The 13,403-nt window shown below is 43.0% G+C and carries 10 protein-coding genes; 7 read left to right on the top strand and 3 right to left on the bottom strand.

The annotated features are described in order from the left end of the window. Window positions 1–15 precede the first annotated feature (15 nt). Together pheT and DXB77_RS08625 are read left to right on the top strand one after the other, a co-directional pair. The gene (gene pheT, locus DXB77_RS08630) at window positions 16–2,445 is read left to right on the top strand and encodes a phenylalanine--tRNA ligase subunit beta (protein WP_118663034.1); all 2,430 of its coding nucleotides are present in this window, start codon (window positions 16–18) and stop codon (window positions 2,443–2,445) included. Window positions 2,446–2,565: 120 nt separating this feature from the next. Next, window positions 2,566–2,895 carry a hypothetical protein gene (locus DXB77_RS08625; RefSeq protein WP_118663033.1) on the top strand — a complete coding sequence of 110 codons (330 nt, stop codon included), beginning with the start codon at window positions 2,566–2,568 and terminating at the stop codon, window positions 2,893–2,895. A 12-nt stretch (window positions 2,896–2,907) separates the two neighbouring features. On the opposite strand, the gene DXB77_RS08620 is transcribed toward DXB77_RS08625, so the two are convergent. Continuing rightward, window positions 2,908–3,960, bottom strand: coding sequence for a PD-(D/E)XK nuclease family transposase (locus tag DXB77_RS08620; RefSeq protein ID WP_118663032.1), 1,053 nt, complete (start codon window positions 3,958–3,960; stop codon window positions 2,908–2,910). A 348-nt stretch (window positions 3,961–4,308) separates the two neighbouring features. On the opposite strand from DXB77_RS08620, the gene DXB77_RS08615 reads away from it, so the two are divergent. From DXB77_RS08615 to queA, 3 genes are all read left to right on the top strand, one after another. After that, window positions 4,309–5,325 carry a leucine-rich repeat domain-containing protein gene (locus DXB77_RS08615; RefSeq protein ID WP_118663031.1) on the top strand — a complete coding sequence of 339 codons (1,017 nt, stop codon included), beginning with the start codon at window positions 4,309–4,311 and terminating at the stop codon, window positions 5,323–5,325. A gap of 115 nt (window positions 5,326–5,440) precedes the next feature. Continuing rightward, a complete protein-coding gene (locus DXB77_RS08610) occupies window positions 5,441–6,433 on the top strand; it encodes a hypothetical protein (protein WP_117823324.1) in 993 nt (330 codons plus the stop codon). Window positions 6,434–6,643: 210 nt separating this feature from the next. Then, entirely contained in the window at window positions 6,644–7,669 is a 1,026-nt protein-coding gene (queA, locus tag DXB77_RS08605; protein ID WP_117808785.1) for a tRNA preQ1(34) S-adenosylmethionine ribosyltransferase-isomerase QueA, read from the top strand. A gap of 623 nt (window positions 7,670–8,292) precedes the next feature. Here the strand turns inward: queA and aroA are convergent. Together aroA and DXB77_RS08595 are read right to left on the bottom strand one after the other, a co-directional pair. Further along, on the bottom strand, window positions 8,293–9,564 hold the full coding sequence (aroA, locus tag DXB77_RS08600) for a 3-phosphoshikimate 1-carboxyvinyltransferase (protein WP_118663030.1): 1,272 nt from the start codon (window positions 9,562–9,564) through the stop codon (window positions 8,293–8,295). 51 nt (window positions 9,565–9,615) lie between these two features. After that, complete coding sequence (locus tag DXB77_RS08595) at window positions 9,616–10,710, bottom strand: prephenate dehydrogenase (RefSeq protein ID WP_118663029.1); 1,095 nt, start codon at window positions 10,708–10,710, stop codon at window positions 9,616–9,618. A 134-nt stretch (window positions 10,711–10,844) separates the two neighbouring features. Here DXB77_RS08595 and DXB77_RS08590 point away from each other — a divergent pair, with 134 nt between their 5' ends. Both DXB77_RS08590 and DXB77_RS08585 read left to right on the top strand, forming a co-directional pair. After that, window positions 10,845–12,224: a M18 family aminopeptidase gene (locus DXB77_RS08590; protein WP_118663028.1), complete on the top strand. Its 1,380-nt coding sequence runs from the start codon at window positions 10,845–10,847 to the stop codon at window positions 12,222–12,224. 58 nt (window positions 12,225–12,282) lie between these two features. Further along, entirely contained in the window at window positions 12,283–13,368 is a 1,086-nt protein-coding gene (locus DXB77_RS08585; RefSeq protein ID WP_118663027.1) for an N-acetylmuramoyl-L-alanine amidase, read from the top strand. Window positions 13,369–13,403: the final 35 nt, after the last annotated feature.

The following is a 13,403-nucleotide window of genomic DNA, read 5'->3' as shown; positions in this document are numbered from 1 at the left end:
AAAGGAGATAGAAAAATGAATACACCACTTTCATGGATAAAAGTATATGTGCCTGATCTTGACGTAGAGGCACAGGAATTTGTCGATGCAATGACACTTTCCGGTTCACATGTAGAAGGTTTTGAGAAGAAAGACAAGAATCTTGAAAAGATCGTAGTTGGTAAGATCGTTAAGATAGAAAAGCACCCGGATGCTGACAAACTGGTTGTATGTCAGGTCGATATCGGAGCAGATGAGCTGCTTCAGATCGTAACCGGAGCACCAAATGTAAAAGAAGGAGATCTGGTTCCTACCGTACTTGACGGTGGTAAAGTAGCAGGCGGACACGATGGCGGAGAGCTTCCTGCTGATGGAATCAAGATCAAGAAAGGAAAACTTCGTGGCGTGCCATCTTATGGTATGATGTGTGCGATTGAGGAGCTTGGATCATCCAGAGAACTGTATCCGGAAGCACCGGAAAACGGTGTCTATGTATTCCCTGCGGAAGCAGATGTAAAGCCGGGTGATGATGCGGTAAAGGCACTGGGACTGGATGATGTTGTTGTAGAATATGAGATTACATCAAACCGTGTAGACTGCTTTTCCATGATCGGTATGGCAAGAGAGGCTGCTGTTACATTTGACAAGCCATTCTACCCACCGGTGATCAAGAAAACAGGAAATGATGAAGATGTAAATAACTATGTATCTGTAGACGTTCAGGACACAGATCTGTGTAAGCGTTACTGCGCAAGAGTTGTAAAGAACTTAAAGATCGGCCCATCACCAAAATGGATGAGAGAGAGACTTGCTTCACAGGGAATCCGTTCGATCAACAATCTGGTTGATATCACAAACTATGTAATGGAAGAATATGGACAACCAATGCATGCGTATGATCTGTCCACAATTGCAGGAAATAAGATCGTTGTCAGACGCGCAAAGGATGGCGATACATTTGTGACGCTTGACGGTCAGGAAAGAAAGCTGGATAAGGATGTTCTGATGATCTGTGACGGAGAAAAAGAAGTTGGTATCGCAGGTATCATGGGTGGTGAGAACTCCATGGTAACGGATGATATCCAGACCTTATTATTTGAAGCAGCCTGTTTCGATGGAACCAATATCCGTCTGTCATCCAGAAGACTCGGACTTGCAACAGATGCTGCATTCAAGTTTACAAAGGGACTTGATCCAAATCTTGCAGAAGAAGCAATCAACCGTGCATGCCAGCTGATCGAAGAAATGGGTGCAGGTGAAGTTGTTGGCGGTATGGTTGATGTATATCCGGATCCTGTACAGCCTAAGGTGCTTCCGTTTGAGCCTGAAAAGATCAACAAGCTTCTTGGTACCGATATTGATGAAAAGACCATGCTTGATATATTTGGTAAGCTGGAATTAACATATGATGAAGCAGCAAAGACACTTACTGTTCCAACCTTCCGTCAGGATTTAAACTGCATGGCAGATCTGGCAGAAGAAGTTGCCCGTTTCTATGGATATGATAAGATTCCGATGTCACTTCCAAAGGGTGAAGCTACCGTAGGTAAGAAGCCATACAGCCATAGAATCTATGACATTGCAAGAAACATTCTGGAAGGAAACGGATTCTCCGGTGGTATGTGCTATTCATTTGAAAGCCCGAAGGTATTTGACAAATTACTGCTTCCTGCTGATTCCATTTACAGAAAGGCGATTACGATCGCAAATCCGCTGGGTGAGGATTTCAGTATCATGAGAACGGTATCCTTAAATGGTATGCTGACTTCTCTTGCAACGAACTTCAATCGTAAGAATAAGGTTGCACGTCTGTACGAGTTCGGAAATGTATATCTTCCAAAGCAGCTCCCACTGACAGAGCTTCCGGAAGAACGTATGAAGCTCACAATCGGTATGTACGGCGAGGGTGATTTCTTCAACTTAAAGGGTGTGATCGAGGAGTTATTCGATAACCTTGGTATGAAGAATATCTGTACCTATGTTCCTACAACAGAGCATCCGTTCTTGCATCCGGGTCGTCAGGCAAATATCGTAAAGGACGATACCGTTGTTGGTTATCTCGGTCAGCTTCATCCGGAAACCTGTGATAACTATAATTTAAAGGGTGAGATATATGTAGCAGTTCTTGATATGCCAAATGTCGTAGCACTGTCGTCCTTCGATATCAAGTATGAAGGTATCGCAAAGTTCCCTGGAAGTACCAGAGACTTAAGTATGGTTATGGACAAGGGAATCTTTGTTGGACAGGTAGAAGAACTGATAAAGAAATGCGGCGGCAAGCTGCTTGAAAGCTATAAGCTCTTTGATGTATATGAAGGCGAGCAGATCGCAGCCGGTAAGAAGTCTGTTGCTTACACGATGACATTCCGTGCAAAAGACAGAACCTTAGAGGCTGGTGAAGTCGATAAGATCATTGAGAAGCTTGTAAAAGAATTAGGAAAGCTGGGCATCGAACTCAGAGCCTAATTTACAGGTTGGAATAATTCTGGTATTATGAATCGGAGAATATTTGTTATACAAGTATTCTCCGGTTTGTTATATCAGACAGTTAGATTTTTTTTGTTACAGGGAGAAGAAGGAGAGAAGATGGGAAAAAGAAGGTTACGAATGATGGCGGTAGCTATGGCTTTGGTCGTGGCAGCAGGACAGTCCGGAGCAGGCTTTGTCAGTGGTATGGGATCTGTGACGAAGGTCTGTGCAGAGACGGAAGATACAACGGAGCAGGAATATATAACAGCAGATGGCTGTTATACATTATGGATGGTGGTAAAGCAGACGGAGCGTTCAGACAAGCTGGTAATCGCAAATCATGTATTACTGGATGGAAGAGCATGCAAAGGGAAAACCCCTGTCCATTTCCAAATCTATTCCATCATAGATTCGGAAATGGACAGGGGTTTTTGTTATATTCTATGAGAGTAAGAGCTACTATTTATTTAACGATGCCAGCTGAGTCTTTAACGCCGCAATCTCTGCATCCTTTTCAGACAGAGCTGCATCTTTCTCAGATAAAGCAGTAATCGCTTCATCCCGTTCTTTTTTCAATTCATCGATCATGTAATTGACGGTATTTTCATCCAATTTTCGTAATGCTTCAGAAAACATGGTAACAACCTCCTCCGGGTGATACAGATATTCTGACATATCCATGCAGATGGCTTCCATCCACGGATAGTCGGATATCAGTGCTACAAGGTCATCCAGGGTAGTTGCCGTTAACAGGGATAACCATGCGTTAAGTTCGTTGATATCTTTAGAATACTTACTTTTTTGGAAGACGTCAAGTGCAACAACATAGTATTCCTGCAGAAGATGGAAGTCGATCCCGGTATCAAATGCAGCCTTTCCATGATGCAGATAGATATCGGATAATTCGGGATCTTTACATTCTTTTGGACTGTTTTCAAACATCACGATCGTATAAACGGTTTTCAGATCCTGATAGGTGAATATACTTCCTCTTTCCCCTTTTACTCTGGTGTACTGGCGAAGTAGAAGATCAGCAGAGTAGCAGGACATCCGCTCACTCGGAAAGGTGTATGGGATCTTCTGGATCTCCACATTTGCGATCGAACCATCTTCTAACTGAACAATGATATCCAGAAGCAGGAGAGAGGTTGATGGCAGCATGCTGTCCTCATTTGACAGGATACATTTTACGGTTACTTTTGTGCCGATGATACTGCTGATCAGTCGTGATAACCGTTCCGGGTATACATCCGGGTTGAACAGTTTCTTGAAAAATGGATCATAGGTCAATGGCAGACTTTTCTTGCCTTCCATGAATTCCAGAAAACGGTTTTTCCATTTGTCAGGCCAGTTCAGATATGTCCGGTAAACGGATGGATTCTTCTTTAATTCTAATAGACATTCATCTTTGGTCCGGGATGGGAAAAGCTGATGGATGTTTAATGCGGCAGACTGTATAGCGTTACCTTTCTGTGAGACAGTAACGTTTCTTTTTTCATTTTCATTGTACATAAATTTAATTCCTCGTAATATCCGGCGCCTGTTTTGTCGACAACATAACCATACCAGAAAAAGGAATGAAAAAACGGTTGATGTAACAAACAGCATGTCTGGATGTAATAACTTGCATATTTGCAGAATATTTTTATTAATTTCCCCTGGCATATTGACGACTCTTTTTTTTTTTATAATATTTATGCCGTTTTTTCAGCCTGTACCGGTTAGAAAAAATAGAGCAGGGATATTGATGAATAAATATGAAGCGCAATGAGAGGTGAGAGGTAAAAGGACGGGTCGACCGATAATAAGTAAAGATACTGTAGAAATTTGCAAGGAATGAGCAAGGAGGATGAAAGAAAAATGATACAAAAGAAGATAAAAAGCCTGATCTATGCAGGCTTGGGACTGGTTCTGTGTGTATTGCTGTGTGGAGGAATCGGTATGACATCGCAAGCAGAATCATATGGCAATCTAACATATGAAGAAAATGAAAGTGGAATTACTATTACCAGGTATACAGGGAATAAGACAAAGCTTGTGATTCCGGGAAAGATTGGAGGCAAGAAGGTAACAAGTATAGGATGGAATGCATTTTCAGGTTGTAGAGGCTTAAAAAGTATAATGCTCCCGAAAGGAGTGACCAGTATAGAGGCGTATGCATTTATGGGTTGTAGTGGTTTAACAAGTATAACAATCCCAGACAGTGTGACCAGTATAGGATTGGGTGCATTTGGGGACTGTAGCGGTTTAAAGAGTATAACGATTCCAAAAAGTGTAACAAGCATAGACTATGATGTGTTTCATGGCTGCGATAGTCTTGCAATCTCCTGTTATAAGAATTCCGCAGTGCATAAATATGCCATAGAGAATAATATACCAGTCAAATTAATTGGAAAAAACGCAACACCCGCGTCTGGAACTCCGGCGAAGAAAGGCACAACTCTTACCATTTCATCTAAGAAGCTCCAGGTAAAGGTAACTTCATCTTCGAAGAAGAATCCGACTGTTACAATTACGAAGTTTACTGATAAGAAAGCCAAGAAGCTGACCATTCCTGCAACGGTAAAAGTGAAAGGTGTTACTTATAAAGTAACTGCGGTTTCCGATAAAGCATTCAAGGGTAACAAGAAGCTGACAACGGTCACGATCGGAAGTAATGTAACGAAGATCGGTAAAGAAGCATTCTCCGGTTGTAAGAATCTGAAGAAGATCACAGTTACAGCAGGAAAGCTTAAGACCATCAGTAAGAATGCGTTCAAGGGCATTAATAAGAAAGCAACCATTACTGTGAAAGGCACAAAGAAAGCAAAGACAGCTTTAAAGAAACAGTTGAAAAAGAAATCCATCGGATATGTAAAGACATGGAAGATTAAATAATTATAAACTTGTTTTCCTTTCTAATATCCGTTACAATCAAACTTGGAGAGACGGAGGCAATATACAAAGCTAAAATATGCATGTTATTCTGTTCTATCGGGAAAGGAGAGGGAACATGAATAACGAAATTGTATATTCCTCCAAGGCTACTGATCAGAAAGCACAGTATGATGCTAGTGCCAAGCGGCTGCTTGGACAGAAGATCATACTGGCGCATATACTGATCAGGGTAGTAGATGAATTTAAAGGTATGGATGCAGATACGGTTGCATCATTGATCGAAGGGGAACCGTATATCAGCCAGATTCCGGTTGAACCCGGATTAACGAACAAAGATACGGTGGATGCCAGAACCGGTGAACGAATTGTCGGGTTGAATACTGAGAATTCTGAGATTGATGAAGGAAAGATATATTTTGATATTATCTTCTATGTACGGATGCGGGATGGACTGGCAAAAATGATCATCAATCTGGAGGCCCAGAAAAATGAACCGACAAAATATCATATCTTAAATCGGGCAATCTTTTACACTGCAAGACTGGTGTCATCCCAGAAAGAGCGGGAATTTACGGGTTCTGATTATAACGAGATCAAACAGGTGTATTCCATCTGGATCTGTATGAATATGAAAGAGAACAGTCTGAGTCATATTCATATGGTAAAGGATGATTTACTTGGCGAACAGGACTGGAAAGGCAATCTGGATATCCCTAACATTGTGATGATCGGGCTGGCAAAGGAGATTCCGCCAAAGGAAGAACAATATGAATTGCATCGATTGCTTGGAACGCTATTGTCACAGACAATGACGGCAGAACAAAAATTAAAGCTTATGAAACAGGAGTATAACATACCGGTAGACAGAAATGGTATAAAGGAAGAGGTGAGCGTTATGTGTAATCTGAGTGAAGGCGTAGAAGAGATGGGATATGCCAAGGGCGAAGCCGCTGGAATAGTCAAGGGTGAAGCACAAGGCAAGGTCATTGGAAGAACGGAAGAAAGAGCCGATATTATCCTGAAAATGCATAAGAAAGGCTACTCCTTAGAGCAGATCATGGATGTAACCGATATGAGCGAAGCTGAAATTAAGGCAATTATAGGATAAAGACATAGGCAGAACAGGTAATATGTATATTTTAGTAGAAGGATAATGCTGCATTTGAAAAGATGGGTGTCAGGTATAAATAGAATTTTGTTTATTTGTACCTGGCACTTGTTTTGTTATCTGCTGCCTGCTTTATTCTTTGTTTTTCTTCCTTGCATTTAGACATAAAACGTGGCATTATCATAGTTGAGTTTTAAGGAGGATAAGAAAATGCAGTTATCAGATTTTTACTATGATCTGCCTCAGGAGTTGATCGCACAGGACCCACTCTTAAAGCGTGATAATTCGAGATTAATGGTTTTAAACAGAGAAGAAGGAACCATCGAACATAAACATTTTTATGATGTAATATCATATCTGAAAGAAGGCGACTGTCTGGTTATTAATGATACAAAGGTTATTCCTGCCAGACTGATCGGCGAGAAAGAAGGAACCGGGGCAGCTATCGAGGTACTGTTATTGAAGCGCTTGGATGACTGTACCTGGGAGACACTTGTAAAACCGGGAAAGAAAGCCAGAGTTGGTGCAAGGATCATCTTTGGTGGCGGTAAACTGGTTGGTGAAGTCATTGATATTGTGGAAGAAGGAAATCGTATCGTTCGGTTTGAATATGAGGGAATCTTTGAGGAGATTTTGGATGAACTTGGACAAATGCCGCTTCCGCCATATATCACACATAAACTGGAAGACAAGAACCGTTATCAGACGGTCTATGCAGAGCATGAAGGTTCTGCGGCAGCACCGACAGCCGGACTTCATTTTACAAAGGAGCTTCTAGAGGAGATCAAGACCAAAGGCATCAAGATCGCACATGTGACGCTTCATGTCGGACTTGGAACATTCCGTCCGGTAAAAGAGGATAACATTCTGGATCATCATATGCATTCGGAATTCTATGTGATAGATGAGAAAGCAGCAGAGACGATCAATGAGACAAAGAAAAATGGCGGTCGAATCATTGCAGTTGGAACGACCAGTACGAGAACGCTGGAAACAGTAGCCGATGAGAATGGTATGCTTCGTGCCTGTAGCGGTTGGACAGATATCTTCATTTATCCGGGTTATAAGTTCAAAGCCATCGATGGATTGATCACGAACTTCCATCTGCCGGAATCCACGTTGTTGATGCTGGTATCAGCACTTTACAGCCGTGAGAAGATTCTTGAAGCCTACAAGGTAGCAGTGGAAGAACGCTATCGTTTCTTCTCCTTCGGCGATGCCATGTTGATTCTGTAAAATACCTTGCGTTCATCTGGTTGATATTTAGTTATGACCTGAGCTGCACATAAATACTGCCGGGATTGTTATATACAAAGACAAGTATATTTTCTATTCGGTTTGCACGCTGATTTGTCAGCAGTCGCCCAAACTCACCCTTATGGGTTCAGACATGGGCTAGATGCTGACAGCTAGTGCAAACCTCATAACGAAAATACAACTAATGTCTTGTGTATATAACAACCCGGCAATATTTTTATGCACAGCTTCAGGTCAAAATTAATTCGCCAATCAGATGAGTCACAATGTATTTTACAGAACTTCTGTATTGCAGCGATTTGAAACCGTCGGACGCTGGGATGAGTTAAATTGATATTTTATATAAGGGAATTACATTAAAAATCCTGCTGCCCTGCTATGTACAAAAGACATAAGCGAAATTTTCGTTATGAGGTTTGCACGAATTGTCAGCACCAAGCCCATGTTTGAACCCGGAAGGGTGAGTTTTGGCGACTGCTGACTAATAAATGTGCGAACCGAATAGAAAACTTGCTTGTCTTTTGACATAGCAGGGCAGCAGGATTTTTTTGTAATTCCCTATCAGAAATGTTGATACATTCATCCCAGCGTCCGAGGCTTATTTATCTCAGCCCGGCGAGATCCTGATAGAAGGTCGGGTAGGAGATGTTTACGCAGTCGCTGCCAAGAATCTCTGTGTCGCCGTCGGCGTTAAGTCCGGCAATGGCAAAGCTCATGGCGATGCGGTGGTCGAGGTGGCTGTCGATGACAGCGCCGTGAAGCGGCTTGTCGCCATGGATGATCATGCCATCATCGGTAGCGCTAATATCTGCGCCCATAGCGGAAAGGTTCTTCACCATAACATCGATCCGGTTTGATTCCTTCACCTTCAGTTCCTGTGCATCTTTGATAACGGTTTGTCCCTTTGCAAAGCATGCCATGATGGCGATGATCGGAATCTCGTCGATCAGCTTCGGAATCAGGGAGCCTTCGATCACACAGCCTTTTAAATCTGAGGTCTGTACTGTGATGTCTGCAGCGGGTTCGCCCGGCTGATCCAGTCGGTCGTAGGTGATCGTACCGCCCATCATTTTTACAACTTCTAATATTCCATCACGGGTATTGTTGATACCCACATTCTTGATCGTGATACAGGAATCCGGTGTGATAAGTCCGGCTGCGATAAAGTAAGCCGCCGAGGAGATGTCCCCCGGGATCATGATCTTCTGACCGTATAATTTATCCGCAGGTTTTACAATTGCGGTTGTGCCGGAGGTCTTGATATCGACACCGAAAGCATCAAACATCAGCTCTGTATGATTTCTGGATACATATGGTTCGGTTACACTGGTTTCGCCGTCGGCATACAGACCGGCAAGAAGAATACAAGATTTGACTTGTGCCGAAGCAACCGGTGAATCGTAGTGGATGCCATGTAATGGCTTTCCGGTGATCAGAAGCGGCGCACAGTCATTTTCATTTTCACTGACGATATCAGCGCCCATCAGAGAGAGCGGGGTCATGATTCGTTTCATTGGGCGGCGGCAGATCGATGCATCACCGATCACGCGGCTCTTGAAATTCTGTGCCGCAAGAATTCCGGACATCAGTCTGGTAGTTGTTCCGCTGTTGCCAACATCGAGTGTTTCTTTCGGAGCCTGCAAACCATGAAGCCCTTTACCGTGAATGATAACGGTATCCCCATTGTGGTCGATCGTTACACCCATTTCGCGGAAGCAGTTCATAGAAGAAATGCAGTCTGCACCGTTTAAGAATCCATGTACTTCGGTTATACCATCTGCCAGTGATCCAAGCATGATCGAACGGTGGGAGATGGATTTATCTCCGGGGATCGTAAGGACCCCTTTTAATCCTGTTCTTCTGGAAAATATCATAATGTATTACCTGTCTGGACGCAATATCGTCCATTTCCTTTTTATGTTGTCTTATCTGTTATATAAGCGGTATCCGGCATCGGCAAGAAGTTCAAATGCTTTCCGGCATGCATCCGTATCGTAGAAGGATAAACGTAGAACGCCTTCCTCGTCTTCACGATTATGGGAGATACCGAAGTTCTTCAGATTGATGCCTGCATCAGCAAGCAGTACCGTAACCTTTGCCAGAGCACCCGGTTCATCCGGGATATCGACAAAGAGTTCATATTGCATACGGATAACACCGCTTGTATTGTTCGGGATGGAATCCCGGTATTCTCTGGATGACTCAAAGAAAGCATTGATGTCCTTTGCGTCATTTCTTTCAATATCATAAATCATTTTATTTAGAAGCTCAATATATTCCTTCAATCCATTCACGATGTTCTTCGGATTGCTGAGGAGAATGTGCTCCCAAACCACCGGATTTGAGGATGCGATTCGTGTGATATCTTTAAAACCTCCGGCTGCCAGAGATTTAAAGATTCCGTCCGGAGAATCGGCATGCCGTACCAGATTGACCAGAGACGCTGCGATCACATGCGGTACATGGCTGATATAGGAAGTGATCTTATCATGCTCGTCCGGGGAATACCGGATCGGGATAGCACCCAGATCGCCGATAAATGTCATAAATTCCTCCACGCGGTCTGCCGGAGCATCCGGAGATGGAGTAATGAAATAATATGCATTCTCAATCAGACGGTCGGTTGCTGCATCGTAGCCGGAGCGTTCCGATCCGACCATTGGATGACCACCGATGAAATGAGAACCAAGTCCCAGTTCCTTTACAGCATCGTAGATGTCGGATTTGACACTGCCAACATCAGATAGGATACAGGAATCAGAGATCAGTGGTTTTAAAGTTTTCAGATATTCAATATTATAATGAACCGGTGCACACAGAAAGATATAATCACAGTCTGCGATGTCGCTGATATTTGTTGTATAATGACCTAAGGTGCCATCCTCCTGCGCTTCTTTTAAGGTCGCAGTGTTGACATCATAGCCGATGATCGTATAGTTTGGGAAAATACGGTGAATAGATTTTGCCACCGATCCACCGATCAGACCAAGACCGATAAAACCAATTTTAAATGCATTCATAGCTGTTTCTCCTTTTTGAGATTTAACGCGTTAAAGCGTGTAACAACATTATATACACATAAAAACAAAATAGCAAGAAAAACTAAAAAGGTGTACAATGGAAAACAGAGTAAAAAGACAGGAGAACAGAGCATATGGAAAAAAGAAAAACAGAAGTTGATCGTACATCAGGAAAACCGGAACAGGAAGGTTTATTAAAATATATGTTAGAAAACGGAATGACCCAGTTCCATGTTGTAAAGCACGGAGAAGAATATCTGAAAGAACACGGATTTTCCGAGCTTAAGTTAGAGGATAAATGGAAGCTTCAGGCAGGAGCAGATTATTACGTCAGACCATACAGTTCTGTAATGATCGCATTTCATCTGCCAGAGCAGCTGCAGCATATCCGGATAGCAACCAGCCATACGGATTTTCCGATGCTGAAGTTAAAGCCGTCAGCCGATATGGAAAAAGGCGGATATCATATGTTGAATATAGAGACCTATGGCGGACTGTTAATGAAGACATGGTTTGACCGTCCACTGGGACTTGCCGGCAAGGTAGTGGTAAAAGGCAGTGATGCATTTCATCCGGAGGTACGATTATATGATTCGGAGAAGCCGGTTGCGATCATACCGAGTCTTGCACCGCATCTGAAACGAGGAGATTCAGAGACAAAATTAGATCCTCAGAAAGAACTGATCCCGGTATTTGGGCTTTGGAAGAAGGATGAGCCGCATAGCTTTTTAGATGAGGTTGCAGAAAAACTTCAGATCGATAAGGCGGATATATTAGACTATGATCTGTATTTATATAATTGTGATTCCTGCCAAATGATCGGAGACAGTGGCTTATTTACATCACCGAGAATTGATAATGTATCTTCCGTTAGTGCTATTCTGGAATCTCTTACACAGACCGGCAATAAGTGGCAAGAAGAAAAAGGTAAGGGAACAGAAGCTGCATCGCCAGATGAAAGAATTTCGGAAGCAGATGGATCTGATACGAATCTCAGCATTGGAGTATTCTTCGATAACGAGGAGATCGGAAGTCTGTCCAAACAGGGAGCAGATTCCGGACTGCTTCGGATGATAACGGAATGTATCTTAAAAGACAGCGGAGAGAGACGCACCATACAGGAGCTGCTTCCGGAGATATTTTTGATCTCTCTTGATGTGGCACATGGAACACATCCGAATTATCAGGAAAAATCCGATCCGGTCAACCAGGTACTGCTTGGAAATGGGGTTGTCTTAAAGAGCAGCGCATCTCAGCGATATGTGACAGATAGCGAGGCTGCTGCAGTAATTCAGGTGCTCTGTGAGGATGGAGGGATTCCGTTTCAGCGTACGGTCAATAAGACAGGAATGCCGGGTGGAACAACGCTCGGTCCGATCGTTTCATCCTATCTTCCGGCAAAGGCAGTCGATATGGGAATGCCGGTACTTGCTATGCATTCCGCATGTGAAATGGCACATTTGTCAGACTATGAGTCCATGAAGCGTCTGCTTGTCGCTTTTTGGTTGAAATAGAGCTGTATTTATGCGATAATAAACAGTAAGTATATAGAAATATGGACGGAGGTTACTTATGAAGAAGGTTTACAGAACACTACTTGTATGTATGATGATCATTCTTTCAGTATTTGTACTTGCAGCCTGTGGGAAAAAGGATGCAGGAAAAAAGACGACCACCGAGAGTTCAACAGAAGCTTCTGAAGATGTAGCATCCACAGAGGATACAACAGAAGCGACGACGGAAGCACAGGTGGATGAAGAAGGATTTACGATCGTAAATGACAAGGTGACAACGACTGATTATGTAAATGTCAGAACAGCACCATCCACGGATGGAGATCCTGCAATGCAGCTTGCAGATGGTGTAGAACTTGACCGGATCGGGTATAACGATGAATGGAGCAAGGTATCCATTACAGGTGAAACCTATTATGTTTATTCGGAATTTGTAAAGGCAGAAGGAGCAGCATCCGGTGGTGATGACAGCAGCACAGAAGAATCAACACAGGAGACAAGCAATGTTGGCGAAGGCAAGCTGATCTGTATTGATGCAGGTCATCAGGCAACGCCGAATACGGATACAGAGCCGGTAGGTCCCGGTGCGGAAGATAAGAAAGCAAAAGTCTCAGCCGGTAATACAGGTGTTACAACCGGTACAGAGGAATATGAACTGAATCTTGAGGTAGCGTTAAAGCTTCAGAGTGCATTAGAGGCAAGAGGCTATACTGTGAAGATGATCCGTACATCCAATGATGTCGATATCAGTAATGCGGCAAGAGCCGAACTTGCAAATAGTGACAATGCAGATGCATTTATAAGGATCCATGCCAATGGTTCCACAGATACAAATGCAAGTGGTGTCATGACGGTATGCCAGACAAAGGACAATCCATACAATGCAGATATCTATGATTCCTGTAAACGGTTGTCTGCCGATGTATTAAGCGGAATGGCAGCAGCAACAGGGGCAAACAGCGAGGGTGTCTGGGAGACAGATTCCATGAGTGGAATTAACTGGTGTAAGGTTCCGGTTACGATCGTTGAGATTGGTTATATGACGAATTCAGAAGAAGACCAGAAGCTTGTAACATCAGATTATCAGAACCTGCTTGCAAAGGGAATTGCAGATGGTATAGATGCATATTTTGCAGGTAAGTGATCTGTAACAGATAATGAGATGATTTATCGAATACA

The sequence above is a fragment of the Clostridium sp. OM05-9 genome (assembly GCF_003481465.1).
Classification (GTDB): Bacteria; Bacillota; Clostridia; order Lachnospirales; family Lachnospiraceae; genus Coprococcus; species Coprococcus ammoniilyticus.
The sequence above is the reverse complement of the archived record's forward strand: the minus strand, read 5'-3'. Positions and strand labels throughout refer to the sequence as shown.